The 25,163-nt window shown below is 69.2% G+C and carries 28 protein-coding genes; 9 read left to right on the top strand and 19 right to left on the bottom strand.

Features of this window, described 5'->3' with window-relative positions; genetic code table 11:
• The first annotated feature begins 80 nt into the window (after positions 1-80).
• Positions 81-341 carry a hypothetical protein gene (locus O1R50_RS05165; protein ID WP_270108825.1) on the top strand — a complete coding sequence of 87 codons (261 nt, stop codon included), beginning with the start codon at positions 81-83 and terminating at the stop codon, positions 339-341.
• A 51-nt stretch (positions 342-392) separates the two neighbouring features.
• Here the strand turns inward: O1R50_RS05165 and O1R50_RS05160 are convergent, their stop codons facing one another.
• Entirely contained in the window at positions 393-1,598 is a 1,206-nt protein-coding gene (locus O1R50_RS05160) for a sulfotransferase family protein (protein WP_270108824.1), read from the bottom strand.
• Positions 1,599-1,725: 127 nt separating this feature from the next.
• Entirely contained in the window at positions 1,726-2,505 is a 780-nt protein-coding gene (locus O1R50_RS05155; protein ID WP_270108823.1) for an SDR family NAD(P)-dependent oxidoreductase, read from the bottom strand.
• 124 nt (positions 2,506-2,629) lie between these two features.
• Between O1R50_RS05155 and O1R50_RS05150 the strand changes: the two genes are divergently transcribed.
• Positions 2,630-3,340, top strand: a complete 711-nt coding sequence (locus O1R50_RS05150) for a hypothetical protein (RefSeq protein WP_270108822.1) — start codon at positions 2,630-2,632, stop codon at positions 3,338-3,340.
• Positions 3,341-4,050: 710 nt separating this feature from the next.
• On the opposite strand, the gene O1R50_RS05145 is transcribed toward O1R50_RS05150, so the two are convergent.
• Both O1R50_RS05145 and O1R50_RS05140 read right to left on the bottom strand, forming a co-directional pair.
• Positions 4,051-4,347 (bottom strand): hypothetical protein, encoded by a 297-nt coding sequence (locus O1R50_RS05145; protein WP_270108821.1) that lies wholly within the window; start codon positions 4,345-4,347, stop codon positions 4,051-4,053.
• Positions 4,340-4,702, bottom strand: coding sequence for a hypothetical protein (locus tag O1R50_RS05140; RefSeq protein WP_270108820.1), 363 nt, complete (start codon positions 4,700-4,702; stop codon positions 4,340-4,342). The genes O1R50_RS05145 and O1R50_RS05140 overlap by 8 nt, the downstream gene beginning before the upstream one ends.
• A gap of 360 nt (positions 4,703-5,062) precedes the next feature.
• Here O1R50_RS05140 and O1R50_RS05135 point away from each other — a divergent pair, with 360 nt between their 5' ends.
• The 4 genes from O1R50_RS05135 (at position 5,063) to O1R50_RS05120 (ending at position 8,732) form a co-directional block, all read left to right on the top strand.
• Positions 5,063-5,953, top strand: coding sequence for a Scr1 family TA system antitoxin-like transcriptional regulator (locus tag O1R50_RS05135; RefSeq protein ID WP_270108819.1), 891 nt, complete (start codon positions 5,063-5,065; stop codon positions 5,951-5,953).
• A complete protein-coding gene (locus O1R50_RS05130; RefSeq protein WP_270108818.1) occupies positions 5,886-6,137 on the top strand; it encodes a DUF397 domain-containing protein in 252 nt (83 codons plus the stop codon). Before O1R50_RS05135 ends, O1R50_RS05130 begins: the two co-directional genes overlap by 68 nt.
• A 950-nt stretch (positions 6,138-7,087) precedes the next feature.
• Complete coding sequence (locus O1R50_RS05125; protein WP_270108817.1) at positions 7,088-8,068, top strand: EamA family transporter; 981 nt, start codon at positions 7,088-7,090, stop codon at positions 8,066-8,068.
• On the top strand, positions 8,061-8,732 hold the full coding sequence (locus tag O1R50_RS05120) for an alpha/beta fold hydrolase (RefSeq protein ID WP_270108816.1): 672 nt from the start codon (positions 8,061-8,063) through the stop codon (positions 8,730-8,732). The genes O1R50_RS05125 and O1R50_RS05120 overlap by 8 nt, the downstream gene beginning before the upstream one ends.
• Positions 8,733-8,755: 23 nt before the next feature.
• Here the strand turns inward: O1R50_RS05120 and O1R50_RS05115 are convergent, their stop codons facing one another.
• On the bottom strand, positions 8,756-9,460 hold the full coding sequence (locus O1R50_RS05115) for a TetR/AcrR family transcriptional regulator (protein ID WP_270108814.1): 705 nt from the start codon (positions 9,458-9,460) through the stop codon (positions 8,756-8,758).
• Positions 9,461-9,555: 95 nt separating this feature from the next.
• Here O1R50_RS05115 and O1R50_RS05110 point away from each other — a divergent pair, with 95 nt between their 5' ends.
• Positions 9,556-10,239, top strand: coding sequence for an NAD(P)-dependent oxidoreductase (locus O1R50_RS05110; RefSeq protein WP_270108813.1), 684 nt, complete (start codon positions 9,556-9,558; stop codon positions 10,237-10,239).
• A 58-nt stretch (positions 10,240-10,297) separates the two neighbouring features.
• Here O1R50_RS05110 and O1R50_RS05105 read toward each other — a convergent pair whose 3' ends face one another.
• The 6 genes from O1R50_RS05105 to O1R50_RS05080 all read right to left on the bottom strand — a co-directional run bounded on the left by O1R50_RS05105 (position 10,298) and on the right by O1R50_RS05080 (position 15,456).
• The gene (locus O1R50_RS05105; RefSeq protein ID WP_270108811.1) at positions 10,298-11,107 is read right to left on the bottom strand and encodes a CPBP family glutamic-type intramembrane protease; all 810 of its coding nucleotides are present in this window, start codon (positions 11,105-11,107) and stop codon (positions 10,298-10,300) included.
• A 142-nt stretch (positions 11,108-11,249) separates the two neighbouring features.
• Entirely contained in the window at positions 11,250-11,912 is a 663-nt protein-coding gene (locus O1R50_RS05100; protein WP_270108810.1) for a hypothetical protein, read from the bottom strand.
• 71 nt (positions 11,913-11,983) lie between these two features.
• On the bottom strand, positions 11,984-12,919 hold the full coding sequence (locus O1R50_RS05095) for a sigma-70 family RNA polymerase sigma factor (protein WP_270108809.1): 936 nt from the start codon (positions 12,917-12,919) through the stop codon (positions 11,984-11,986).
• 10 nt (positions 12,920-12,929) lie between these two features.
• Positions 12,930-14,117, bottom strand: coding sequence for an NAD(P)/FAD-dependent oxidoreductase (locus O1R50_RS05090; RefSeq protein WP_270108808.1), 1,188 nt, complete (start codon positions 14,115-14,117; stop codon positions 12,930-12,932).
• Positions 14,118-14,256: 139 nt separating this feature from the next.
• Entirely contained in the window at positions 14,257-14,541 is a 285-nt protein-coding gene (locus O1R50_RS05085; RefSeq protein ID WP_270108807.1) for a hypothetical protein, read from the bottom strand.
• A gap of 99 nt (positions 14,542-14,640) precedes the next feature.
• The gene (locus O1R50_RS05080) at positions 14,641-15,456 is read right to left on the bottom strand and encodes an SDR family oxidoreductase (RefSeq protein ID WP_270108806.1); all 816 of its coding nucleotides are present in this window, start codon (positions 15,454-15,456) and stop codon (positions 14,641-14,643) included.
• A gap of 89 nt (positions 15,457-15,545) precedes the next feature.
• Between O1R50_RS05080 and O1R50_RS05075 the strand changes: the two genes are divergently transcribed.
• Entirely contained in the window at positions 15,546-15,941 is a 396-nt protein-coding gene (locus tag O1R50_RS05075) for a winged helix-turn-helix transcriptional regulator (protein ID WP_270108805.1), read from the top strand.
• Here O1R50_RS05075 and O1R50_RS05070 read toward each other — a convergent pair.
• On the bottom strand, positions 15,938-16,666 hold the full coding sequence (locus tag O1R50_RS05070; protein WP_270108804.1) for a carbon-nitrogen hydrolase family protein: 729 nt from the start codon (positions 16,664-16,666) through the stop codon (positions 15,938-15,940). The two genes, O1R50_RS05075 and O1R50_RS05070, sit on opposite strands and share 4 nt — an antisense overlap.
• 93 nt (positions 16,667-16,759) lie before the next feature.
• Between O1R50_RS05070 and O1R50_RS05065 the strand changes: the two genes are divergently transcribed.
• Positions 16,760-17,245 (top strand): cupin domain-containing protein, encoded by a 486-nt coding sequence (locus O1R50_RS05065; RefSeq protein WP_270108803.1) that lies wholly within the window; start codon positions 16,760-16,762, stop codon positions 17,243-17,245.
• Here the strand turns inward: O1R50_RS05065 and O1R50_RS05060 are convergent.
• The 7 genes from O1R50_RS05060 to O1R50_RS05030 all read right to left on the bottom strand — a co-directional run bounded on the left by O1R50_RS05060 (position 17,242) and on the right by O1R50_RS05030 (position 25,155).
• Complete coding sequence (locus O1R50_RS05060; protein ID WP_270108802.1) at positions 17,242-17,892, bottom strand: response regulator; 651 nt, start codon at positions 17,890-17,892, stop codon at positions 17,242-17,244. The two genes, O1R50_RS05065 and O1R50_RS05060, sit on opposite strands and share 4 nt — an antisense overlap.
• On the bottom strand, positions 17,882-19,162 hold the full coding sequence (locus O1R50_RS05055; RefSeq protein WP_270108801.1) for a sensor histidine kinase: 1,281 nt from the start codon (positions 19,160-19,162) through the stop codon (positions 17,882-17,884). Before O1R50_RS05055 ends, O1R50_RS05060 begins: the two co-directional genes overlap by 11 nt.
• Entirely contained in the window at positions 19,153-19,887 is a 735-nt protein-coding gene (locus tag O1R50_RS05050) for an ABC transporter permease (protein WP_270108800.1), read from the bottom strand. The genes O1R50_RS05055 and O1R50_RS05050 overlap by 10 nt, the downstream gene beginning before the upstream one ends.
• Before the next feature lie 20 nt (positions 19,888-19,907).
• Positions 19,908-20,816: an ABC transporter ATP-binding protein gene (locus O1R50_RS05045; RefSeq protein ID WP_270108799.1), complete on the bottom strand. Its 909-nt coding sequence runs from the start codon at positions 20,814-20,816 to the stop codon at positions 19,908-19,910.
• Positions 20,817-20,989: 173 nt separating this feature from the next.
• Entirely contained in the window at positions 20,990-21,817 is an 828-nt protein-coding gene (locus O1R50_RS05040; RefSeq protein ID WP_270108798.1) for an RICIN domain-containing protein, read from the bottom strand.
• 31 nt (positions 21,818-21,848) lie between these two features.
• Positions 21,849-22,571 (bottom strand): RICIN domain-containing protein, encoded by a 723-nt coding sequence (locus tag O1R50_RS05035; RefSeq protein ID WP_270108797.1) that lies wholly within the window; start codon positions 22,569-22,571, stop codon positions 21,849-21,851.
• 43 nt (positions 22,572-22,614) lie between these two features.
• Complete coding sequence (locus O1R50_RS05030) at positions 22,615-25,155, bottom strand: TPR repeat region-containing protein (protein ID WP_270108796.1); 2,541 nt, start codon at positions 25,153-25,155, stop codon at positions 22,615-22,617.
• Positions 25,156-25,163: the final 8 nt, after the last annotated feature.

The raw sequence follows: 25,163 nt of genomic DNA, 5'->3' as shown, positions 1-25,163 counted from the left end.
GGAGGATTTCGTCTTTTCGGCGCAAACCCCTATAGTTGGACATGCCAACGCGAACGCGAACGCGAACAAGGGGGTACACCATGGGTTTTGCGGACAAGTTCAACGAGCTGAAGGACATGTTCTCGGGGGCCGTCGAAGACGCCAAGGGCAAGGCCGAGGAGATGATCGGCGGCGTCACCGACGCGCCGGTCGACCAGCTCGGCGAGCAGGTGGGCGGAGCCGCCGAAGACCTCCAGGGGCAGGCCCAGGAAGGCGTGGAGAACGCGCAGGGCCAAGTGCAGGAAGGCGTCGACGGCGCTCAGGGGTCCGTGGAGGACTTCCGGAACCAGACCGGTCTCTGACCGCATCGCAAGGGCGGGCGAATCCGATGGATACGCCCGCCCTTGCGCACGTCAGCGGGAGTTGAGGGTGCCGCACAGACGTGTGTAGTCGCCGAAGGCGTCCTCCACCTCATGCATCGACAGGCCGTAGCGCGAGAGCGAGTACTCGTGGCGGCGGTCGCGCTGCGGACGGGCCAGCACGTTTTCGAGGTTCCCCGCGTCCTTGTGGGTCCACTCGGCGCCGATCGCCTTGTACAGCTTCGGAACCTCGTTCACCGGGTCCGAGCTGAGCCGGTGGTACGGAACATCCACGATGGACTCACTCGGGAGCGTGAGGCGCGACTGCCGCCCCCGCTCGATCGACTCGACCAGCAGCGTCAGCGCCACCTGCCCGATCTCCTCGAGGTCCGGGCGGCGCTGGTACAGCGACCACGAGGTCTCCATCAGCGAGCACACCGAGCCCATGACCGTGGTCGGATCGCGGTGCGTCCAAACGAATGTCGCGTCCGGGAAGACCTTCTTGATCACGTCGAGGTCGTTCAGGTGCGCCGGGTACTTGAGCGTCCAGCGCTTCGGCTCGCGCCCGTGCTGCAGCACCTGCAGCGTCCGCTTCAGGTACAGGTAGTCGGCGGTGCAGTCCCGCTCGCTCAACCAGCGCCGGTACTCGGGCATCGCCGCGCGCAGGATCAGGTGATAGGTGCCGTGCGGCAGGATCAGCATCGACTCCTCGGGCGAGTGCACCCGCATCGGGTGGATGACCTCCCACGACGGCGAGAACCGCACCATCATGCGCGTGCCGTTCTCGATGGTCCTGATGGTCTTGTCCGCCTCGGCGCGGTGCTGCGGGAGGTCGGTGTGCATCATCTCCCACATCAGCGGGCCGCGGTGCGCGTCGGAGGCCGCGAGGATCTTGTGCGCCAACGTAGTCGCCGTACGCGGCAAACCCACGACGAACACCGGGGCGACGATCTTCTCGTCGGCGATCTCCGGATGCTCGATGAGCCGCTGCCGCACCCGCAGCCGGTTCTCCAAGCGCGCCTTGGCGTCCTCGATCGCCGACTGCCAGCCGAGCGGCGTCAGCTGCCGCTCATCGGCGAGGCACCGCAGGTGGAAGCCCAGATCGGCGGCGAAGTCCTCGTCGCCGGCGGTCGACCATCCGGTCGACTTCTCGACGGACGCGACCGTCCGCTGCCAGGTTTCGAGGGGCCGCTTCCGGCCCTTGAAAGCGGGCCGCAGCATCGCGTTGACGAACGCGGCGGTAAGAGTGGTCCGGCTCATTGAGGGGTTCCTTTCGGAGCACAAGGCCCGCAAGGTGACGCAAGGTGACAGCTGGTCCGCACAGACTACCTCCGCCGGCCTGCGGCGACCAGGGGCCAGCCGCCGCAGCCGGTGGCATCGAATGGACCTAGTGGACGGACAGCCCGCCGTCGACGAAGATCGACTGGCCGGTCACATACGCGGAGGCGCGGCTCGCGAGGAACACGGCCGCTCCCGCGAAGTCCTCGGCCAAGCCGTTGCGGCCGGTCATCGTGCGCGCGGCCAGCGCCGCCACCTGCTCGGGGTCGGAGGCGAGCCGCTCATTGAGCGGCGTCATCACGAACCCCGGCACCAGCGTGTTGCAGGTGACTCCGTGCGGGGACCACGCCTCGGCCTGGGACCTGGCGAGGGATTCCAAGGCGCCCTTGGACACCCCGTAGGCGCCGCTCTGGACGAACGCCCGGTGCGCCTGCTGCGAGGTGACGTGGATGATCCGCCCGAACCCGCGCTCGGCCATGCCCGGCCCGAAACGCTGGCCGAGCAGGAAGGGCGATTCGAGGTTCACGGTCATGGTCGTGTCCCAGACCGATTCGTCGATCTCGCCCATCGGAGGGCGGAGGTTGATCCCTGCTGAGCTGACGAGGATGTCCGGCTCCCCGAACGCCTCGGCCGCCGCTTCGGCCCCGGCGCGGATACCGTCCCGGCTGCCCAGATCGGCGCTCACCCAAGCCGCCTGGCAGCCCTGACCGGTGAGGCCGGTAACCGTGGCGGCCAGCGCCTCCCGGCCCCGTGCGACGACCACGACCTTCGCGCCCGCCTTCGCCAGTGCCGTGGCGATGGCCTTGCCGATCCCGGAACTGCCCCCGGTCACCAGCGCGACGCGCCCTTCCAACGAGAACAGATCAGTGAGGTAATCCTGTGCGCTCATGCCGGAACCTTAGTCCGGCAGGCTTATCCGGACCGCAGCCCCGATCCGGCCACGGGCCGAGGCGCCCGCGAACTGCGCGAATCCATTCGACCACGCGGGCGGTCGCGGGCTAGGCTCCGCAATCGTGACGACTCCGAAGCACCTCCTGGCCCAAGCCGCCGCCCGCAACAACGCCGAGTGGTGCGCGGCAATGAGCCGCTCGCACGGTCTGGCAGGCGAATTCGGGGAACTCGCCTGGGCCGCCCCGACCCGCACACCGCTCTTCTACCCGGATGCGGTGACACTGGCGCCGGGCGCCGACCCGGACGCAATCGTGGCCCGGATCGACACCGCCGCGACCGGTGCCTCCATCAAGGACAGCTTCGCCGACCTCGACCTGACCTCCGCCGGCTTCCAGCTGCTGTTCGAGGCGCAGTGGATCCACCGACCGGCTGGTGCTCCCGCCACCGCGACCGCCCTCTCCTGGGAGGCGGCCGCCGACCCGGACAGCCTGCGCGCTTGGGCGATCGCCTGGGACGACGGGGAGGGCAACGCCGATCTCTTCCGCCCGGAGCTGCTCGAGGACCCGGCCGCGTATGTGCTCGCCGGACTATCCCCCGACGGCCGGGTAGTCGCCGGAGCGGTTGCGAGCCGCAGCGATGAGGTGGTCGGCATCTCCAACGTCTTCGCACTGGACGGCGGCCCTGGCATGGCTTGGCCGGTCGTTCTGGATGCGGTGCACCGGTTGTTCCCAACCCTGCCAGTGGTCGGCTACGAACATGGGGATGACTTGGATGCCGCCGTGCGCCACGGCTTCGAACCCGTCGGTCCACTCCGGGTTTGGCTGCATGGCTAGTACTCAAGTGAGAGTTCATGGTGCGAGCTGCGGGGTTGCTGGTGCTGGGCGCAGCGCGGCCAACGTGATCATTGTTGTTGTGAGGCAACTGAAAAGCACGAGGCCGTTGAGGAGAGTGTAGACGTGGGCCGCTGGCGGTCGGCTTCGCCACCAAGCCCAAACTCGCCGACGACATGATCGAGGCCACGCTCGATGCAGGAATCAGCGCGGACTGCGCGGTTGGCGAGGAAACCTACGGCGCAAACCCTCACCTGAGATCACGCCTCCAGCGCTGGAGACTGTCCTATGTCCTGGCCGCCGCCTGCGCTGCCCCAGTCCAGGTCGAGGCGGGCAAGACCACCGCCGCTGAAGCGATCGAACAGGCCGGTGTCGCCTGGCAGGCCCGATCGGCCGGGAACGGCGCCAAGGGCCTGCGGCTCTACGACTGGGCCTGGATCGACCTAGTCGGTGAAGACGCCGGGCACGCGCGCCTGCTCGCCCGCCGCAACCGGCGCATGCCGCATGAAAACCGGACCTTACCGCTGGAGTATTGTTCGGCCGCGTCGTTCAGAACTCGGCGTAGATCTCGATCAGGTTCCCTTCGGGACCACGGAAGAACAGCGTTCGATGCTGGGCTCTGGGGATGTCGGTCAGGTCTCGGACGATGGGCACGCCGGGCAGAGGTGAGGCCGGTCGGACTCCACCTTGTCCGACCGGCCTCGGAAGAAAGTCTAGAAGTCGAAGCGGCTGGGTTTGGTGACCAACTCGCGGGCATTTTCAAGAATCCACAGGCACCACTCGTCGCCTTGCCACGCGCCGCGCCAGATCACGGGTTCGTCGCGGTCGTCGCCGAAGCGGCAGACCTCGTGCGGGCCGACGCCGTCGTCGCAGTCGACGCGGTAGACGTTGGGCGTGCCGAGCGGCGTCGAGACGAAAATGACGGAGAACTCGGCCGGGTGCCGCCGGAACTTGCCGAGGCAGTGTTCGCCCTCGGGTTCGGCTGGATCGTCGAAGGTCGTCTCAACCACGGCAGAACCGGACGTTTCCGGGGACGACGGGACTGGACGGGTTGGACGGGTCGGCCGGGCTGACGGTGTGGAAGGCCTTGAACGCGTTGTTCCTCGCCCACTCGCGCCACTCGGGTGTGGAGGTGCGCCACTCCTCGCTCCAGGTCGCATGGAGGTTCCCGGAGGTCAGGCCCGAGACGATCAGGATGACATCGGACGGGTTTCCCTTGGTGTGCACCTGGAATGAGTCGGGTGCTTCGGCACCGGAGGCGCGGACGACGAAGATGCGGCTGCCATCGCTGAACTGCCCCCGCTCCAACGGGTCCGAGACGGATTGGTGATTGTCGGGCTTCGGCTTCGCGGCTCGGTTGTACATCGCGACCTCCAATGGAGAGAGTGTCAGATAGCCGACAGTAGGAGTGCCGAGGAGTCCACGAAGAGCTCGACAAGTGCATTGCGAGGCAGCGACTCCCCGGCATTCCCACCGCTCGCGAGCCGGGAGGTGACCCGCGATGAAACTACCTTAGGAGATATTTTGCCTGGTCAGTCGATATGTCTCCCACGAAGTTCCGGTGCTCCGAAGCGTAGTTCCATGATGGGTATCCATTTTCGGTGCACTGTCATGAAGGCTCCGTTACGGTGCACCGAAATTGAGCCGAGTCGTGATGAATGCGGTTGAGGAGGTTCGTGCGATCATCGCTACAAACCGTTATTCGCGCAGCGCAGGGAGCACGGAATGGCAGGCACGGTCTTGTACCAGAAGTTCGCTCGGGCCTACTTGACCGCCGAGGTCAACACCATTTCGCAGGACGCGGGCTGGACGCCGAACAAGTTCGCAAGGGTGATGAGCAAGAGCTCCACCACGATCCGAGCCTGGCTCGACGGGAGCCGCATCCCCGACAAGGGGAACCTGTCACTTCTGTGCGACCAGGCGGAGGTCGAACCAGACCGCAAGAGGTTCATCCTGCATGTCAGTGACCAGCTCCTCAAGAACTCGGAACTGATCTCGGATCTCGATGAGCGCAACCTCTACATCGTGGAGAGCGGCGAGCGAACATACCCAGTTCATGTCAAGTGGAATCCGCTCCTGCTTTCAGCTGTGTTGCAGACAGAGCCGTACCACATGAAGGTTCTGGCTGGACCTATGGAGGACCCTGCGAACAAGATCAAGACCTGGAAGCGGAAGGCGCGACGCGCGACGAGGTTCTTCGGTCGTTTCAGTGACAGCAGTCGCCCAAGGGTGGAGTTCTACATTCCCGCCAGTGCGATCGCTGACCTCGGCATGCTCGACCCTGAAGAGCGGGTGGCGCAGATCGAGCGACTCAGGTGGGTCGACTCGCTTCCTGGGGGCGAGGTTAGGGTCGTTCGACCCCCACACTTTGCAAATTACGCATTCGAAGCGTTTGAATCCGATGAGCAGACATACGCGGGGCCTAGCTTCGTTTACGTCGACAACCTGGATCAGAGCCGCCACGTGGTCGATGAGAACAAACTCGACTTGTATGATCAAGCCCGCAGGTTCCTGCGATCGAACTCGCAAGGTATTGGAAGGTTCCTCGATGGTGGAGTACACCAGCTGGCGGAAGAGCACCCGGAGCAGCGACTCCGGTCAGACCAACTGCGTTGAGTGCCGCCAGACCTGGCGGAAGAGCTCCTGGAGCAGCAACTCTGCACAGGCTGACTGCGTCGAGGCCAGAAACACGGACTCCGGCTTCCAGGTCCGGGACTCGAAGCTCGGACACGATTCTCCCGTCTTCGACCTGAGCGCCTCGGACTTCACCGGCCTCCTGCGCGTCGCCGACCGCAACTGAGCCCTGTCGGGCCGCCGTAACACGTCGCCCTCGACTCCCGTCCCGGAGTCGGGGGCGTTCTGCATTTCGGCTTCTGAACATGCTGCGTCCCAATCGATCGCGTCCGGAGGCGATGTCGTCCCTATGCGTCTGCCGGACTCGTGTGGCTTCCCGGTGGTCTCCCGGCGGGCTGCCGTGTGCTGGTCTTGCCTCCCGATGAGCACCTTGCCGTGCCTTGGGGTCCCGTCGTGGAGGCATGGCCTCATCCGCGCATGGCGGCCTTCGATGGGGGTGGTGCTCGCCATGGACGTGATGGTGCTGCGGAACCGAGTCCTCTCATTGCTCGGCATGGCATCGCCGGTCACGCTGGCGGGTCTTGCTCTGGTCGCATATGCCACCGTGTGCGGCACTGCCTTCTGGTTGGGGTGATCCCAACTAGGAAATCGTCCACCCAGTCACGGCCCATCGGGGGCGCGGACAGCTGCGGGCGATAGCACGGGGATGAGGTCTGGAACCCCCGGTGGGGGCTGAGTGCCTCGAAACAAGTCGGTTTGTCGATTCAGCCAGAGGCTTGTCGTAGTCTGCTTACACCTACTCGACACCTGTACGAATTCCCTGTCCCTGTACGTATCTCAATCATCCTCAATACGCCCCCCCACCGTCATCACCCACACGATGCGAAAACCTTCACGTCCCGCGCCCGCCGCGCACCCCGACCGACTGCGCCCCAACCCCAACCGAGCCGACCGCCGCCTCCCGGCCCCGCCCCGTCACCGCCTCTTCGTCGCTGACCGCCTGAACCCCGACCCAGAACCAACCTCGCTGGGAACACGGCGGCACCTGTGCGTCGGCATCGCCGTCGAGCGTCGAGCGGCGAGCAGTCAGCAGTCAGCAGTCAGCAGTCAGCCGTCGGCGGCGGCGGCGCGACTTACCCGCTTTCCATTCGGCCCGGCGACGCCTACCGTGTTGACATGACCGCAGCAACGCAAGTCGAGCCGGGTTCTGGTGGGAGGTCGCGGCGCGTCATGCCGTCACGGCCGGTCCTCGTCGTGGTCGCGCTGGCGATCGTCTACGTCGTGTGGGGTTCGACCTACCTCGGCATTCGGATCATGGTCGAAGACATGCCGCCCATGATCGCGGCTGGCGCCCGATTCCTCTGCGCGGCAATCGTTCTCGCGGTAATCCTGATGGCTCGCGGCGGCTTGCGGCGACTGGCGCTGACCCGAGCCGAAGTGCTCTCGTGCGCGCTGATCGGCCTGCTGCTGCCCGTCCTCGGGCAGGGCATGGTCACGGTCGCTGAGAACGGCGGCGCGCCTTCGGGCCTGGTCGCGCTGCTCATCGCGGCCGTGCCGCTGTTCGTGCTGATGTACCGCCTCTTCGCCGGCGAGCGGCCCAAGCGGGCCACCGTCCTCGGCGTGCTCATGGGCTTCGCCGGGCTCGCCCTGCTGCTCGCCACCAACGGCATCGGCGGCGACTTCCCGTTCTGGGCACTCGCGCTGGTGGTGTTCTCGTCGGCGTCATGGGCGTTCGGGTCGTGGCTGCAGCCCCGCCTTGAAATGCCGCGCGACGCGTTCGTGGCGGCCGTCTACGAGATGGCGATCGGCGGGGCGCTGCTCTTCGCCGTGGGGCTCGGCAGCGGCGAGCCGTTCACGCCGGCCGAGTATTCGGCGAAGTCCTGGGCCGCTTGGGTCTACCTTGTAGTGTTCGGATCAGTGGTGGCGTTCTCGGCCTACGTGTGGCTGCTGCAGGCGGCGAACATCTCGCTCGTCGCAACCTACGCGTATGTGAACCCGCTGGTGGCGGTGTTCCTCGGCTGGCTGATCTTGTCCGAGGCGGTGACGGCGCCGATCATCGCGGGCGGGGCGATCGTCATCGCCGCCGTCATACTCGTGGTGAGTACCGAGCGGCCGCAACGAAAGCCACCGATCACGGAGGAGCCCGACCATGGCTGACAACGAGAGCGCGACCTTCGTGCTGATCCACGGCGGCGGGAGCAGCGGTTGGGACTGGCACCTCGTCTCGCCGGTGCTGCGCGAACTCGGGCACGAGGTGATCGCCGTCGATCTGCCCATTGAGGACAAGTCGACCGGCGTCTCCGAGTACGCCGACGCGGTCGTGGAAGCCTGCGGGGACCGACCGAACCTGGTCGTGGTCGCGCATTCGTGGGGCGGGCTCGTGGCCCCGATCGTGTGCTCCCGCATCGAGACCGAGCTGCTGGTCTTCGTGACCGCGATGGTGCCTCTCCCGGGTGAAGCACCGAACGACTGGTGGGATGCGACCGGTTTCAGCGGCCTGGAGCCGGGCGACCCGGAGGCCGATGCGTTCTACAACGGCGTTCCGGCCGAGCTGGCCGAGGAGTGCAACGCGCGCGGCCGCGAGCAGACGGGGGAGCGCGACGGCGAGCCGTCGCCGCTCAAGGCCTGGCCCGACGTGCCGACCCGGTTCCTGCTCTGCCGCGACGACCGGTTCTTCCCGCCCGAGTTCATGCGCGGGATGGTCCGCGACCGCCTCGGCATCACTCCCGACGAGATCGACGGCGGCCACATGATCGCCCTCGCCCGGCCCCGCGAGCTTGCCGAACGGCTGCACCGGTACTGGGCGGAGCTGCCGCGCTAGCACCCCGCATTCTTCAACGCGACCTAGTCCTTCAGGCCGAGTGACCGGGCCAGGTCGCGCAGTTCGGCCCGGTAGAGCCTCGCAGGGTCCTTCGCCTGCGAACCCAGGTGCCCGTAGACCTCCAGCGCGACCAGGCCGTGCATCCGGCCCCACACGCGCAGCGCGAGCGCGACCGCGCCGGGCGGGAGGTCCGGGAACTTCGTCTTGATGAGATCGGCGAGCCCCGGATCGAAGTCGTCCCAGGTGTATTCCTCTTGCGGCCCTTGGTCTTGCAGCGGCCAGGCCGCCGCGACGAGTCCGGTGAGTCCGGCGCAGGCCCGTGACGCCGCCTCGGGGGCGGCGCCGACTTCGGGCACCTTGTAGCCGCGCACGGGATCGCCGTAGACGAGCCGGAACCCGGCGGGATTCGCGACGGCCCACGATCGGAACGCCTCGCCCCAGGCCAGCAGCCGGGCGGCCGGCGCCTCCGCCGGATGCGCGTCGCGCGCCGCTTCCGTCTTGTCCACCAACGAGGTGTACATGTCGCTGGTCAGCGCGGTGATCAGCTCGTCGCGGGTCCCGTAGTAGCTGTAGAGCGCCCCGGCGGTCATCCGCATCTCGCGGGCGATGGCGCGCAGCGAGATCGCGTCCGGCCCGCCTTCGGCGAGTAGCGCCAGCGCGACCCGCTTGATCTCGGCGGTGGTGTCGAGCCGGAGTTGCTGGCGCCGAGTGGGAGTCGTGTTCGTCACCTTGACAGTCTACCCCATGCAGAAACTATGCTCCGTATGAAAACTACACGGCGTTCAATATTTGAGTGCCGTTGCATCGAGAACGGAGGTCCGCCATGCGGATCGGAGTCTTCGGCGCCACCGGCGCCATCGGCGGTCAGATCGTCGCCGAAGCAGTCGAACGCGGCCACGAGGTCACCGCGTTCACCCGCGACCCGGACCGGTTCGGCCCGGTTGCGGACGGAGTGGCCTGGCAGGTCGCGGATGCGCTCGACCCGGCGAGCATCGCCGCGAGCATCGGCGGGCTCGATGTGGTCGTGAGCGCGATCAACGCCGGTCGCGGCGTCGCGGAGACCATCGCGAACGCCGACGTGTTCCCCAGGGCCGCAAGGGCGATGATCGAAGCGCTCGCCTCCCACCCTGATATCAGGCTCATCGTCATGGGCGGGGCCGGGAGCCTCGAAGTGCGGCCGGGGCTGACCGTGGTCGACACGGAGGGCTTCGCCGAGGGCCTGCCCGAAGCGCTCGGCGTGCCCGTCGAGTACGTCATTCCCGTCAGGGCCGGTGCCGAGGCGCTGAACCTGTACCGCACGTCGAACCGGAACTGGACCTACATCAGCCCGTCCGCGGGGCGCATCGAGTCCGGCGAGCGGACCGGCCTGTTCCGGATCGGCGGCGACCAGCTGCTGGTCCGCGCCGACGGCACGAGCGACATCAGTCTTGAAGACCTGGCCATGGCGGCCGTCGACGAGGCCGAGACCGCGCGGCATGTCAAGCGCCGCTTCACCGTCGGTTACTGAGCGGGTGGACGCGGGAAGGCCCCGCACTGCGAGGGGCCCTTCCCGAGTCCGTGCGGGACTACATGAGGCCGAGGGAGTAAGCGGTGATGCCGACGACCGTGGCGAGGAGGGCCGAGCCGGGGTGCATCCAGATCGAGGCGCGGATGTCCCGCTTGTCCCAGACGAACCAGACGCCCGGGAGCAGGAACACGAGCTTCGACAGGACCGTCCAGGGCGCCCAGAAGTGGTAGACCGAGAACAGGGTCGTGTTGAACAGCGGGGCCCAGCGGCCGAGCTGCGGGAGGCGGGGCAGGAGCAGGCCGCGGAAGTAGTACTCCTCGATGAGCGGCAGGATGAACCCGGTGAAGGGGCCGCAGATCGCGATCGTGACGAGGACCGTGGACTTGGAGTAGCCGTCCAGATAGGTGGTGGCAGCGCTGCCGGAGCCCTCGAACTGGACCCAGGTGAAGAAGGTGTCGTAGACGATGCCGTCCAGCGGCAGCAGCGCTTGCGAGACGACGGTCATGTACAGCATGAAGCCGATGCCGATCCAGGTGATCCTGCCTCGGGGGTACGGCTTCCCCATGTAGCCGAGCACGCTGCGCAGGTTGTAGCCGCCGGTGCGCTGCTTGCCGAGCCACATGAGGCCGAACATGAGCGGGAAGAGCACGACTGCGAGGGCGATCGCCCAGGCCGCGAAGATCGGGACGCCCATCGCTCGAGTGAGCGGTGCGGCGGCGAGTGCGTAGACGGCGACGATCAGCGCGCCGGGGGCGAGGTGGAGGGCGATGGACAGGGGGATCGAGTGGCGGTCGGCGAGGAGCTTCGCGACGAATCCGTTGGTTTCGGGGGCTTCCGCAGTGGCGGTGGGCGTGGGCTTGTCGCTCATGTCGAATAGGTTCGCCGCGCGTGCTGTCGCCGCCCTGTTCGTGCCGCTGTCCTGCTGGGAGGGAGGGCTGACAGGCGGGCGTTCCCGGCGGCAAGGTCACCGGGAGGCCGGTCGGGGAGGCGTCGAACCCGGGACCGATCGTCTAGAAGGGATCCGCTTCGAGCTCGGATCGGCAGTGCAGGCATCGCAGCACGAGCGAACTGTCCGCGAGCTTCGTCGGACCGCTCGCGAGGAGGCACCAGGCGCAGGTCAAGGTCTTGCAAGAGCCGCACCGGAACCCGTGGCCTCCCATTTGAAGGCCGTCGAGTGCGTAGTACCGCCGCACGCTGCTGCCGTAGGAGACCTCCGCGATCCCCGCGGTGCGGGCGTGGACCGGCAGCACCTGGTACCCGCACCGGCCGCAGTCCCGCATCGTCGACCGGGACCCGTCGCTGCGTTCGGCGAGTTCGACGAAGGACCCGTCGGTCTCCTCGAAGATCATGATGAGGTCCTTGCCGAGATTGCCCTCCGGGTTCTCGGCGATGACGTACACGAGCTCTCGGCGCACTTCGCACCCGCGCAGGTACCGCAGTGCGGTCGCCCGGTCCGGGAAGTCCACGATGAGGTAGTAGCCGCCGGCCTTGTGAAGCGCGCGGAGTTCGCGGGTCTCGCCGTCCCGCGGAAAGGTCACCCGGGCGTCTTCGGGGCCGAGCGGCTCGGGGCGGGGGCGTCGCGGCAGTCCGCTCGTGCGGCGCCTGCGGTGCACGGACACTGCGACGATGGCGGCCACTGCGGCGACCTGCGCCGCGACCCAGATCCACAGCATGCCGCCTCGCCTTCAGAAGTCCGTTCTGAGGGATCGTAAGTCGCGAGGTTCGGGACCGGTCCCGGTCGGGCTCACCAGCATTCGATGAGCGGGGCGTCGTGTTCGCCGCGGCGCCACTGCTCGCTCACTCGGGCCAGCCGGCCCCTGTCGGCGATGCCGCGAAGGGCGGCGATCTTGTCGCCGCGGGGATCGAGCACGACGACGCCCGCCACGCGGTCGCCGATGACGGCGATCATGGCGGGGGTCCCGTTGACGATCCCGGCGTGGATCGAAGGGGAGCCCCCCGCGAGGTCGCGCTTCGCCTGCGTAGGTTTGAACGCCGCCCGGAAGGTCGCAGCGATGCGGGCGGGTACGGATTCAAACCAGGTCTTGCCCATGAGTCCGGCGCCGTCCGACACGCCGATGGCGTCATCGGTCAGCAAGGCCACCAGGCGTTCCGTGCGGCCCGACGCGGCGGCGTCCACAAAGGCCTCGACGATGCGGCGCGCGGCATCGCGGTCGACCTCGTCGGTGCGGTGTCCGGCGGCGACGTGCCGCCGGGCGCGGAGCGCGTGCTGCTGGCTCGCCGCAACGGAGATGTCGAGGATCTCCGCGATCGCTTTGTGGCTGTAGGCGAACGCCTCGCGCAGGACGTAGACGGCCCGTTCGATCGGCGGGAGCCGCTCCAAGAGCATGAGCACCGCCAAGGACACCGATTCGCGCTGCTCGGCGGTCTCGGCCGGGCCGAGCATCGGGTCGCCCTCGAGCAGCGGTTCGGGCAGCCACGTGCCGACCGCGCGCTCGCGCCGCGCCTGCGCCGACCGCAGCCGGTCGAGCGCGAGGTTGGTGACCACTTTGGTCAACCACGCCTCGGGCACCTCGATCCGCTCGCGGTCGGCGGCCTGCCAGCGCAGGAACGCGTCCTGCACGACGTCCTCGGCGTCGGCGGCCGAGCCGAGCAGGCGGTACGCCAGCGAGGCCAGCCGGGGCCGGCCGGCCTCGAAGCGTTGCACGGTGGCGATGTCCATGAACGCCACTCTAGGCCGGCACCGCCTCGGCGGCGCGCGCCGCGGAAGTCGTCGTGCGGTGGCTGCGGACCGGGAGTTTCGCGGTCGGGTTCGCGACGCCCCAGGTGGCACCCTTGAGAATGGACTCCTTGATGCGCGCTGCCGCGCGGCCGGTCACGGCGTACCGCGACCGCACGTCGCCGTCGACGACCTGGAGGATGCCGTCCCGGCGTCCCAGACTGATGTGGTTGCCCACATAGGGGAGTCCCTTGTGCTTGACCTCGCGGCCGGTGAGGTCGCCGATGATCGCGGCGGTGGCCTGCTGGCTCGTGAATCCGGCCGAGGCGCACGACATCGGCAGCGGCTGCCCGTTCTCGCCGATGATGAACGCGGCGTCGCCCGCGGCGTAGACCTCCGGGTGGGAGACCGAGCGCATCTGGCGGTCCACGGTGATCTGGTCGTTGGCCTCGACCGCGAGGCCGCTGGCGGCGGCGATCGGGTGGACGGCGAAGCCCGCGGCCCACACGGTCGCGTCTGCGGCGTAGCGCGTGCCGTCGGCGGCGATCACGCCGTCCGCTTCGACGCGGTCGATCCGGGTCTGCTCGTGGACTTCGATGCCGAGCCGGTCGAAGACCCTCATGAGGTGCTGCTGGGACTTCGGGGCGAGCCAGCCTCCGAGCGCACCGCTGGTGGTGAGTACGACCTTGAGCTCCGGGTGGGATTCGGCGATCTCGGCGGCGCCCTCGATCGCGGTGAGGTTGCCGCCGACGACGAGCGCGGTGCCGTCTTGGCCCATGGTGTCGAGCCGGTCGCGCAAGCGCAGGGCCGCGGGTCGGCTGGTGATGTGGTGGGCGTGCTCGCCCACGCCCGGGACGCCGTGGTCGGCGGCGGTGCTGCCGAGGGAGTAGACGAGGGTGTCGTATTCGAGGAGTTCGAGGTCGTCCGCGCCGGAGACCGTGACGGTCTTCTGGTCGGCGTCGACGGCGGTGACGCGCGCCTGCCTGAAGTGGACACCGGTGTCCGCGAAGATCGTCGCGAACGGCCGGTGCTTGAGCTGCTGCCCGGCCGCGACCTGGTGGAGGCGGAAGCGCTCGACGAAGTCGGGTTCGGCGTTGACGGCGGTGACCGTGACGTCGTCGGTGTGGAGGTGGCGGGCGAGGTAGCCGGCGGCGAAGGTGCCGGCGTACCCCGCGCCGAGGACGATGATGCGGTGCTGCATGGTCTCGCTCCTGTCTGGTTCGATTGACGCCCTTTGAACGGGACAGCCTCGATTTCCATGACAGGTTCGGTCGGTGTCTTGCGTCACCGCCTGGTCTCGTGAAGGGCTGCTGGAGCCGAGCTTCGCGGCGCGGCCGTCGCTACCTGCGCCGAAATGGTTGGATGGCGGCTCGGACCGCCGCCGCGGCGCCCCAGTCGTCATCGCCGTGGGCCCCGCCGAGGTCGCGGAGTTCGGCCAGGCCGGCGGATTCGACGGCGAAGACGTCGGGTTCCTGATCGAGCAGGGTCTTGGCGAAGAGCCGGGTGCCGTCCTGGAGCGTGACCAGCCCGGCGCTGGCGACCACGCCGCCGACGGCCCGTTCCACTTCCCGTGCGGCGTAACCGGCTTCACGGAGCCGGTCCGCAAGGATCTCCTCGTGTGACACGTTTCGAATCCAATCACGTCCGCCTCCGGTCATGGCGGGGGTGGCCGCCGCCGCGGCGGACCGCGGCGACGGCGCTCGGATCGTATTGCGGGGCAGCGCTCAGCGGAACGCGGCGGCGTTGCGCTGCGCCCAGTCCGCGAACGCGGCCGCCGGGCGGCCGAGGACGCGTTCCACGTCGCCGCTGATCTCCTGCTCGGCCGCGTTCGGGTTGCCGATGATGTCGAGGGTGTCCTCGACGACGTGGTCGGGCCAGAACCGGGCCAGTTGCGCGTAGGCCTCGGCCCGGCGCTGCTCGACGAACTGGACGGGTTCGCCGATCGCCGCCGCGATCGCCTCGGCCTGCCGGCGGGGCGTGATGAGCGCCGGGCCGGTCAGCAGGTAGGCCTTGCCGGCATGGCCGTCCCCGGTGAGTGCGGCCGCGGCGACGTGCGCGATGTCGCGCGGGTCGATCACCGGGAGGCCGACGTCGCCGAAGGGTGCGAGGACCTTGCGCTCCTTGCGCACGGACTCGGCCCACAGCAGCGAGTTGGAGGCGAAGCCGCCCGGACGCAGGATCGTCCACTCCAGACCCGAGTCGGTGACGGCGCGCTCGAATGCCTCGAGCGCCGGGGTGGGTCGGGTCACGACGCGCTCCGAGGACACGAGCACGACGTGGCCGATCCCGGCGGCCGCGGCCGCTTCGAGAATCGGCGCGTGGTCGAGTTCAGGGTCGATCGTGAGCAGGAAGAGCTTGCCGCCGCCTTCAAAGGCGGACTTCAAGGTCGCGGTGTCGGCGAGGTCCGCCTTGCGGTGGAGGACCCCGTCGGGGAATGCGGCGTCGCCGCGCGAGACGGCGACGACCTTCTCGCCTGCGGTGGTGAGGGCCTCGACGAGCGGGCGGCCGATGTTGCCGGTGGCTCCGGTTACGACGATCATCTTGGGTTCCTTTCGGTTTCAGGTGCGGAACCCAAGGTAGAGCCAAGACTTACTTTCGGGAAGGGCCTACCTCGAGGTAAGCTCCTGGCGTGCCGGGAGGAAATCAGATCATCGCATGGGCGCCGCCGGACGGTCGTGAGGTCTTTCACACCAACTGTCCCGCAAGGCAAGTGCTCGACCACATCACCAACCGCTGGGGCATCTGGGTGCTGCTCGGCCTGCGGCACAGGGAACTGCGGTTCTTCGAGCTGCGCGACCGCATCGAGGGCATCAGCGAGAAGATGCTCTCGCAGACCCTCCGCCAACTGGTGGCCGACAACCTGGTCTGGCGGCGCGTCGAAGCCACCGTCCCGCCCCAGGTCACCTACGGTCTCACCGAGTTCGGCAAAGGCGCCGCCGACCATCTGGGCGGCATGTTCGACTGGATCCGCCTCAACGCGGCGTCCATGATGGAGGACTGCCCTGAGGAAGCGGCGGAAGGCTAGAACCGCAACTCGGCCTTGACGATCCGGCCCGGCCGCTCATCGGCGCGCGCCGCGACCGAGCCGTCCGGCGCCCAGACCGCCGAGTTCCCCGTCGTCTCCAGGTCGGTACCCGGCCCCGCGAAGCAGGCCTGCACCACCCACATGCCGTAGCCGCGTGCGAGCTGCGGCATCCGCTTGTCACGCCGGACCAGGCCCTTCGAGGTGAAGAGCGAGCCCGCGACGTACGCGTCGATGCCGCCGATCCCGGAGCGCTTCGCGAACTCGGCGACGGCCGGGGCGTGCTCGAACATCATGGAGTCGCGGCAGATCGCCAGCCCCAGCCGCCAGCCGTCCAGTTCCAGTACGGCCGGATCGGCCGCGGCCCGGAAGCGCCGCGACTCCTCCTCGTCGGGGTGCATCTTGCGGTAGGCGACCTCGACGCCCCCGCCGTCGAAGCGGAGCATCGCGATGCACTCGGCGTCGCCCTCCTTGAGCGGCGCGCCCGCCAAGGCGACCGCACCCGTCTCGGCGCACGCCGCCACGATCGCGTCGAGCGCCGGGTCGTCAAGGGCCACAGCGGGAGCCGCCAACACATACGAGGAGAGCGACAGCTCCGGGAACACGACCAGCCGCGCGCCGGCCGCGCGGATCGCCTCGGCGTGCACGGGAGCGTTGAAAGCGAGGTCGCCAGGCCGCAGCTCAGGCTGCGCGGCGGCGACGGTCAAGGGCGCGGGACGCTCGTTCATGCTCCGAGCGTATCCGGACCGCCCAAAGGCGCGCCCGCCTCGCGGCAGTACGCTCCACCCACTGCCCCACCGTGACCAGAAGGAGACCTTCGCATGTCATACCCCGAACCGAAGTACTTCGGCGACACCGGCGAGATCAGCGCCGTCGCCCGCCGCGGCGACTCGCCCGCCGACATCCTCTTCGACAACGGCTCCGCCGACTACCTCGCCAAAGGCGCGGCCACCGGCGGCGAGTTCGGTCTCTACCGCTGGAACATGGGCCCGAAGAAGGGCGGCCCGGCAGCGCACTACCACAAGACCATCTCGGAGTCCTTCTACATCCTCGACGGCACCATCACCATCTACAACGGCAACGAGTGGGCCCCGATGAGCAAGGGCGACTTCGTGTACGTCCCGCAGGGCGGCCTGCACGGCTTCCGCAACGACACCGACGAACCGGCCTCGATGCTGCTGCTCTTCACCCCCGGCGCGGCGCGCGAACCCTACTTCGAAGGCCTGCTCACCATCGGCGAGATGACCGAGGAGGAGCGCGCCGCGTTCTTCATCGAGCACGACAACTACTGGGTCGAAGAAGCCTAGCGCCCCCGCGGCTGCAGCAGGCCCCGCTCGTACCCCGCCGCGACCGCCGCGGCCCGATCGTTGACCTCGAGCTTCGCGTACACATGCATCAAGTGGGTCTTCACCGTGGCCTCGCTGATGAACAGCTCCGCGGCGGCCTCCCTGTTGCTGCGGCCCTTCGCGATCAGCGCCAGCACCTCCAGCTCCCGCTCGCTCAGCGGGCCCGTGCGCGGCGCGGGCCTGCGCACCTGGTCCATCAGCAGCGACGCCACCGAGGGCGCGAGGACCGTGCCGCCCTCGTGCGCGGTCCTGATGGCCCGCTGCAGCTCCGCGGGCGACGCGTCCTTGAGCAGGTAGCCGCTCGCGCCCGCCTCGATCGCGGGCAGCACGTCCGAATCGGTGTCGTACGTGGTCAGCACCAGCACCTTCGCCGCCGCGCCGCGCGCCGCGAGCTCCCGGATCGCGGTCACGCCGTCGGTCCCGGGCATCCGCAGGTCCATGAGCACCACGTCCGGGCCCAGAGCGACCGCCCGCTCGACGGCCTCGCGGCCGTCCGAGGCCTCGCCGACCACCGCGATGCCCTCCACGCGCGCGAACATGCCGCGCAGCCCGTCGCGCACCACCGGATGGTCGTCGACGATGAGCACGCGGATCGGTTCAGGCGGCATCGGCCACCACCCGGGGCACCGCCGGGACGATCGCCGAGACGACGGTGCCCGACCCGGGCTCGGACTCGATCGACAGGCTCCCGGCGAGACGGCCCACGCGCTGGCGCATCGCCGCCAGACCGTACCCGTTCCCCTTGGCGGCCTTCGTCTTCGCCGGTTCGAACCCGATCCCGTCGTCCCGCACGTCGAGCGCCAGCTGATCATCCATGTAGGAGAGCGTAATACCGACCCGTTTGGCGCCGCTGTGCTTGGCGGCGTTGGTGAGCGCCTCCTGGGTGACGCGCAGGAGCGTCACCTCGACCTCCGGGTGCATCGGCTTCGCGTCCCCGGTCAAGGTCACCTCCACCGGCACCGCATTCGCCTCCGACCACTTGGCCGAGACCTCGGCGAGCGCTTCGGGCAGCTGCGCGGTGTCGAGCGGCGGCGGGCCGATCGCCTGCACCGTGCGGCGGGCCTCGGCCAGGCTCTCGCGGGCGAGGTCGGCGGCGCTGTCGAGGTGGCGGCGGCGCTGCGCCGCGTCGTCGGTGCCGTCGGCGGCGTGGAGCTGCGCGATGATCCCGGCCAGGCCCTGCGCGACCGTGTCGTGGATGTCCCGGGCCATGCGCTGGCGCTCGTCCAGGATGCCCGCTTCCCTTGCCTGCGTGAACAGCTGCATGTGGAGCCCGGCGTTCTCCTGCAGTGCGGCCTCGCGGGCGAGGAGCGCCTCCTCGCGCTGGGTCCGCAGCCGCACGAGCCGTTCGTTCAGCAGGAACCCGGAGCCGATCGCCCCCGTCTGGACGACGACGATCACCGCGAACACCGCGACGGCCTGCGGTTCGGGGCGGTTGAAGTCGATGATGCTGGAATTGACCACCAGGGAGGTCGCGCCGATGCCGGCGACGAGCATCCCCATCGACTTGAGGTACCCGGCGTGGAAGAACCCGGTGACCACGAAGACGAAGAACATCATGTCGCGGGACATCAGCGCCGCACCGAACGCCAGCATCACCAACAGGTGCACCGCGATCCGCGTCTCGGACGCCTCGGTCTTCGACGGGATCCGGGTGTAGGCGACGTACACCCACAGTGCCGCCGCGGCCGCGAGGCCGAGCGTCGGGAGCTGGACCGCCCACGGCCGCTGGTTGATCAGGGCGCTCAGGGCCGCGCTGAGCGCGAGCGTGCCGTACGGCAGCCAGTCCAGGAGCCGGTGGTAGGCGCCCTCGATCTTCGAGTGCCGTTCGGACAGCTCCTCGGGGGTCCGCTCCACCGGCTCCATGATCGCTACTCCCACTTGAAGATTCGGGCGGCGACCGCTCCGGCGCCGATCGCGGTGGCGGCCATGACGACCAGGGGGATCACGGCGGGGGCCGTCCCGGTCCAGGCGTCGAGCAGCGACTGCACGCCCGGGGGCACGTAGTCGCCGATGCGGGCCACCGCGTCCGGCAGCATGAACCGGGGGAGGTACACGCCGCCGAAGAACATCACCGACATGAACAGGACCGTCGAGAGTCCCGAAGCGGCCCGGGCGGTCGGCGCCACGGCCGCCACCAGCATACCGATCGCGAACACCGAGGAGATGCCGAGCACGAACGCGATCGCGAAGCCCCACGGGTGCTGGGGCATCGGCACGTCGAACACGAGCTTCCCGGCGACGATCACCAGCAGCGCCGAGGCGAGCGACGCCCCGATGTTCACGATCAGCTGCGCGAGCAGGAGTTTCGCCGGGTGGATCGGGGTGGTCCGCATGCGGCGCAGGACGCCCCGCTCGCGGTAGGCCGCGAGGACCGCCGGGAGGTTGGTGAGGCCGATGACGCCGACGGCCATCACGAGCGTGGAGGGCGCGAAGTAGTCGATGAACCGCTGCCCGCCCATGTCGGGGGAGGGCTCGCGAAGCATCGGCACGGCGCCGAGCCCGAGGAGGACGGCGGCGGGAAGGAGCAGGCCGATCGTGAACGACATGGGGTCGCGCAGGAACAGCCTGGTCTCGATCTGAACGAGCTTGCCGAGGGACGACATCACATACTCCTCTTGGGGGCTTAGTTCTCGGGGGACTTGCCGGTGAGGGCCACGAACGCGTCGTCGAGGCTTACCTGCTCGACGCGCAGGTCCGCGGCCACGATCTGGTTGCGCGCCAGGACGGAAGCGACGGCCTGGAGAAGGTGCTCGCCGCCGGTGACGACCACGTGCGGGCCGCTGCGCTCGAGCCGCGCCACCTCGGGCAGGTCCAGCAGGAGCGAGTCCGGGAACTCGGCGGACGGGCGGAACCGCACCCGCTGCTCCTCGCTCACCCGCGCGGTGAGCCCGGCCGGGGTGTCGAGCGCGACGATCTTCCCCGAGTCGACCACCGCGATCCGGTCGCAGAGCCGCTCGGCCTCGTCCATGAAGTGCGTGACCAGGATGATCGTGACCCCGGAGTTCCGGACCTGCTCGATGAGGTCCCACGTGTCGCGCCGCGCCTGCGGGTCGAGGCCCGTGGTCAGCTCGTCGAGGACCGCCACGCGCGGGTTGCCGACGAGCGCGAGCGCGATCGACAGCCGCTGCTGCTGGCCGCCGGAGAGCTTCCCGTACGGCGTCTTGCGCTTCCCGCCGAGGCCGAGCTTCTCGATGAGGCGGTCGGTGTCGGCGCGCTGGCGGTAGAACGACCCGTACAGGTCCAGGGCCTCGCCGACGCGGATGCGGTCGGGCAGGCGGCTCTCCTGGAGCTGGATGCCGAGGACCTGCTTGAGTTCGGCGCCGTCGCGTTCGGGGTCGAGGCCCATGACCTTGACGCTGCCGCCGTCGCGCGAGCGGAGCCCTTCGACGCATTCGACGGTGGTGGTCTTGCCCGCGCCGTTCGGGCCGAGGATGCCGAAGATCTCGCCTTCGCCCACCTCGAACGAGATCCCGTCCACGGCACGGAAACTGCCGTAGTCCTTGACCAGGTCCTGCACTTCGATGATCGCCATGGCGGCCTCCCTGCTTCGTGTAGGTCAACACTCGCAAGAACGGCGGCGCGCGGCATCGACCGCGCGGCTGGGGCACCGGTTGATCCCGCCGGTCAACCGATCGGTTGATCCGCCCACCCGTTGCGGGAACGGCGAAGGGCGCGCCGCTTCCGCGGCGCACCCCTTGGGCTGGTTCAGGACAGGGTGAACCGCTGGGTCGCGTCGCCGGCGTCGCAGGTGTCGGTCGCGGTCGGCTCCCCGGCGGTCGCGGAGCGGCTGCCGAGGATGCCCACGCACATCCCGGAGGCGCTGGTGGCGATCGTGTAGACCCCGCTGCCCTGCGGTTCGAGCTCCCAGAACTGGGTCTCGGTGAACTCGCAGCCGTAGGCGGCCATGAGGTAGCCCTCCTGGTCGGCGGGGGCGTCGGCGCCCATGCAGGCGCTCCAGTCCGGGAAGTGCAGGTTGAACACGTACACGCCCTCGTCCCACGCCACGACCTGGATCGAGGACGGGTTCGCCGAGCCGCAGGCGGCGAGCACGACGACGGTGCGGCCCTCGTTGCCCGGCTCGGGGCCGGTGCTCAGGCACAGGCCGCTGGCCTCCTGCTTCACCTGGTACCAGCCGTCATCGGGGTACGCGGGCGCGGGTGGGGCGGCCTCCGTCGGCTCCTCCGCGGTGTCCTGCGGCTGCTCCGGTTCGTCCTCTTCGGACGCCGAGGCGGTCGGCGACCCGGAGGGGCTCGGACTAGGGCTGGGCGACGCGGCGGGCGTCGCGGTCGCGGCCGGCGAGGTCGCGGCGGGTTCGTTGGCCGCGGCGGGCTCCGGGTCGCCTTTGCCGCCGCCCGCGGTCATCACAGCGGCGACGACCGCGATCGTCAGGACGAGCGCGACGCCCGCCGCGACGCCGGCCATGGCCTGCCCGGTGCCCAGGCGCATCCGGGACTTGTCCCAGATCTCGCGCAGCTTCGCGGGCAGGTCCGTCCCGGCCGAGTGCCGGGGGAGGTGCGGGTCTCGTTGTGCCACCAGGGGTTCCTTTATGGAGGGGCGGTTCGGGTCAGGGGACCAGCAGCGCGAACCGCTGCTTCGGGTCGTCCGGGTCGCACGGTGCCGTGGCGAGGGCCGCGCCCGCTTCGGCGGCCGCGTCCTCCAGGAGCCCCATGCAGAGTCCGGAGGCGACGACCGCGATCGTGTAGGAGTCGGCGCCGACTCCGGTGAGCTGGAACCGCTGCAGGTCCGAGTCGGCGCAGTCCTGCCCGGCGGAGAGGTAGCCCGCCTGGTCGGCCGGTTCGTCGGCGCCCCAGCAGGCCTGCCAGTCGTCCTCGGTGAAGTCGAGGCCGACGGTGTACGCGCCGCCGCCCTCGGAGGTGAAGGCGAGGCTCGCGGGATACGTTGCGGCGCAGTCGCCGAGGACCATGACGCTGCGCTCGGGGTTGCCCGGTTCGGGCCCGTTCGTGACGCAGAGGCCCGTGGCCTCCTGGCGCGCCAGGTACGCGCCGTCGGCCGGGAGGGTCGGCGCGGGTTCGCCTGCCGCCGCGGGGGAGGAGGTCGCCTCGTCTGCGGGCGGCGCGGCCCCGTCCCCGTCGCCGCCGTTCGAAGCGATGACGGCCGCGACGATCGCGACGAGGAGGACCACGGCCACGACGGCGGCGGTCGCGGCGACGGCCTTGTTGGCGCCGACGCGGTCGCGGAGCCCTTCGAGGCCGTTCTGGAGGCGGTCGGGCAGGTCGCGCCCGTCGGGTTTGCGGCTCGCCGCCGGGGGCGGGTCGATTCGGGTCACAGTGGAGGGTTCCTCGTCGGTGGGCGGGCGGTGGCGGGGCGCGCTATCCGCCGGTGTCCTTGCGCTGGAGGTTGAAGGAGTTGTTGAACTTGTCGACTTTGTCCTTGAGCTTCTGCTCGAGCAGGCGGTGGAGCTCCCGCTCGGCGTCGCTGTAGGTGTACATGCCCTTGTCTTCGGCCTTGCCTGAGGGCTCGTGGATCTTCATCAGCTCGTCGGCGGGGCGCAGCTGCCACTTGCCGTTCGCGTCCTGCTCGACGAGGCGGGAGTCGGCCTGGCGGATGTCCTCGATCGTGATGCCCGAGTCGGTGTCCTTGAGCTGCTGTTCGATCACGGTGTGGGTCACCGCGAAGTTGAACTGCTCGTAGCTCGGGTCGCCCTTGCGGTCGAAGTCCTCGGCTTTAGGGGCGACGCCCTTCTCCCAGACGAGGTCGTACGACTGGACGACGCCGGGCGTCCACTTGAAGCTCTCGGCGACCTGCCGGATGATCTGCTGCGCGCCGCGGCCGAGGCCTCGGACGAACGGCAGTTCGGTGACGACCTCCTTGACGGCGGCGGCGCCGGCGCGCGCCCAGCTCGCGTGCTGCGTCGACTCGGAGGTCTTCGCGTTGGCGTCCACGTTGGCGTCGTCGAAGACGCGCTGGAAGCCGGTGTCGAGCAGGCCCATGAGCCGGCCGGTGCGCATGGCCTCGTCGTTGGCCTCCTCGGTGTCCTTCCAGCTGTCGGCGTAGTGGGCGTCGAGGAGGACGTTGCGGTAGACCTCCGCGCCGAACTTGTCGCGGGAAGCGTCGCCGCCCATGATGAGCTCGACGAAGTCCTCGCGGGTCTGCTGGGAGAGGTACATGTCCGCGGCCTTGGGGTCCTTCGACATGAACAGCTGGTCCTTGCCGCCGGTGTCGGTCTCGGCGAAGTAGTCGAGGTACGGCACTGCGGCCTTGGCCATGGAGTAGGTGATCGCGCCGTTCGCGGCTCCGATGGGGGCGTTCTCGAAGCTGCCGATCTTGCCGTAGGAGTCGGTGAAGAAGTCGTAGGCGGACTTGTCGAAGAGCCCGGAGGTGTTGTCGCGGTCGGTCATCGTGGTGAAGAGCGCGTAGGCGGCTTCGGTGGCGCGGTCCTTGGTGGCCGGGTCGTTCGAGCCGGCGTCGGTGCCGATCCAGTCGATGAGGCCGGCGGCGGCCTTGCCGGCGTCCTTGTCCCAGGTGTTGCCGAACAGGGCGCGCACCAGGTATTCCGGGGTGTGCTTGCCGATGTCGGGGTGCTGGATCTTGCCGGTGAGGAGTTCGTGGTTGACGTCGGTGTTGCGGGTGCTCGCCTCCAGCAGGTGCGGGGCGAACTCCTCGAGGTCGGTGAAGGGCACCTCGTAGGCCGGTCGCCGACGCGTGACTTCGGAGTAGAAGTCGGCGACCGCGAAGGTGAGCGCCGCCGAGAACTCCTTGCCGCCCTCGAGTCTTCCGAGGCCGATCTGCTTGGCGGTGGTCGCTCCGAGGTAAGGGGCGAGCGCGATGAGCTGGTCGTGGAGGGTGTGGACGTTGAAGTTGTCGACCTTCCCGGAGTAGTACCCGAGAGTGTCCCGGAGGCTCTCGGGGAGCCGGCCGAATCCGCCGCCGATCTTCTCGTTCGTCATCGCCAGCAGCCCGCCGCCGAACGCGCCCAGGATGAGGGTCTGGTCGGCGCCGGACACGTCGCGCGCCTTGAGCCAGTGCGGGAGCGCTTCGAACACGGTCCCGCCGTTCGGGTTGTTGTCGTTCGCGGGGATGTCCAGGCCCTTGAACAGCTGCTGGAGGAAGTCGAGCTGGCCGGGGTCGAGCTGCTTTCCGGCGTCCTGGATGCCCTGCGCGTGCCGGGCGATGGCGAGGAGGTTGTCGATCTGCGTGCGCAGCGCGGGAGGGATGGCGTCGTCATCGCCGGCGAGGAAGCCGATCAGGGCCTCGGCGAGCCGCTTGCCGTCGGCGCCGTCGAGCGGCGGGATGCCCGCTTTGAGCCCGAAGGCGTTGAACAGGGCCCAGGTGGTGGTGCCGCCGCCGGAGAGGGCTCTGAGGTTCGCGGGGGTCGGGCCCTGCTGGAGGCGGGTCCCGGCGAGCTTCGCCTCGTCCTTGTACTTCTCGTACGCGGCGTTGACGGCGCCCTGCATGGCGGCGAGCTGTTCGGCGCCCGCCTCGGCCATCTTGTTGTCCATGATCTTGGACGCGACGTCGCCCGGCATGCCGGCGGTGACCCCGGCCGACTCGGCGGTGACGCCGAAGCCGCTGCGCACCGCTTCGTTCCACGATGCCGTGTGGCTGGCGGCGATCTGCTGGTACGTCTCGGCGGCGTCGGCCCACTTCCCGGTGACGGCGCCGCCCCACACCGAGCCCTGCATGGCGGTGCGGGCGGCCTCGATCGACTCGGTGCCGCGGGACTTCAGCTGCTCGGAGACGAGCTCGGTGAACTCGACGGCGGTGGACTTCATCTGGGCCACGACCTCGCTGCCGCGGCCGATGATGGCTCCGGACTTGGACTCGAACTCGGTGGCGCCCTCGCGCAGCGTCCCGACGTCCGCTTTGGACTCGGGGACGCTGAGACTGGCCGCGGTGGGAATGCTCGGCATGGGGGTTC

This window comes from Glycomyces luteolus, assembly GCF_027622875.1.
Classification (GTDB): domain Bacteria; phylum Actinomycetota; class Actinomycetes; order Mycobacteriales; family Micromonosporaceae; genus Glycomyces; species Glycomyces luteolus.
This window is presented reverse-complemented; position numbering and strand designations above follow the sequence as displayed.

Coding starts and splice junctions, on each gene's coding strand:
- O1R50_RS05070 (WP_270108804.1), bottom strand. CDS start 16,666: ATGAACGAGCGTCCCGCGCCCTTGACCGTCGCCGCCGCGCAGCCTGAG.
- O1R50_RS05060 (WP_270108802.1), bottom strand. CDS start 17,892: ATGCCGCCTGAACCGATCCGCGTGCTCATCGTCGACGACCATCCGGTG.
- O1R50_RS05100 (WP_270108810.1), bottom strand. CDS start 11,912: ATGCTGTGGATCTGGGTCGCGGCGCAGGTCGCCGCAGTGGCCGCCATC.
- O1R50_RS05160 (WP_270108824.1), bottom strand. CDS start 1,598: ATGAGCCGGACCACTCTTACCGCCGCGTTCGTCAACGCGATGCTGCGG.
- O1R50_RS05030 (WP_270108796.1), bottom strand. CDS start 25,155: ATGCCGAGCATTCCCACCGCGGCCAGTCTCAGCGTCCCCGAGTCCAAA.
- O1R50_RS05120 (WP_270108816.1), top strand. CDS start 8,061: ATGGCTGACAACGAGAGCGCGACCTTCGTGCTGATCCACGGCGGCGGG.
- O1R50_RS05105 (WP_270108811.1), bottom strand. CDS start 11,107: ATGAGCGACAAGCCCACGCCCACCGCCACTGCGGAAGCCCCCGAAACC.
- O1R50_RS05095 (WP_270108809.1), bottom strand. CDS start 12,919: ATGGACATCGCCACCGTGCAACGCTTCGAGGCCGGCCGGCCCCGGCTG.
- O1R50_RS05125 (WP_270108817.1), top strand. CDS start 7,088: ATGACCGCAGCAACGCAAGTCGAGCCGGGTTCTGGTGGGAGGTCGCGG.
- O1R50_RS05165 (WP_270108825.1), top strand. CDS start 81: ATGGGTTTTGCGGACAAGTTCAACGAGCTGAAGGACATGTTCTCGGGG.
- O1R50_RS05140 (WP_270108820.1), bottom strand. CDS start 4,702: ATGTACAACCGAGCCGCGAAGCCGAAGCCCGACAATCACCAATCCGTC.
- O1R50_RS05155 (WP_270108823.1), bottom strand. CDS start 2,505: ATGAGCGCACAGGATTACCTCACTGATCTGTTCTCGTTGGAAGGGCGC.
- O1R50_RS05045 (WP_270108799.1), bottom strand. CDS start 20,816: ATGGCGATCATCGAAGTGCAGGACCTGGTCAAGGACTACGGCAGTTTC.
- O1R50_RS05130 (WP_270108818.1), top strand. CDS start 5,886: ATGGTGGAGTACACCAGCTGGCGGAAGAGCACCCGGAGCAGCGACTCC.
- O1R50_RS05065 (WP_270108803.1), top strand. CDS start 16,760: ATGTCATACCCCGAACCGAAGTACTTCGGCGACACCGGCGAGATCAGC.
- O1R50_RS05135 (WP_270108819.1), top strand. CDS start 5,063: ATGGCAGGCACGGTCTTGTACCAGAAGTTCGCTCGGGCCTACTTGACC.
- O1R50_RS05090 (WP_270108808.1), bottom strand. CDS start 14,117: ATGCAGCACCGCATCATCGTCCTCGGCGCGGGGTACGCCGGCACCTTC.
- O1R50_RS05050 (WP_270108800.1), bottom strand. CDS start 19,887: ATGTCGTCCCTCGGCAAGCTCGTTCAGATCGAGACCAGGCTGTTCCTG.
- O1R50_RS05080 (WP_270108806.1), bottom strand. CDS start 15,456: ATGATCGTCGTAACCGGAGCCACCGGCAACATCGGCCGCCCGCTCGTC.
- O1R50_RS05110 (WP_270108813.1), top strand. CDS start 9,556: ATGCGGATCGGAGTCTTCGGCGCCACCGGCGCCATCGGCGGTCAGATC.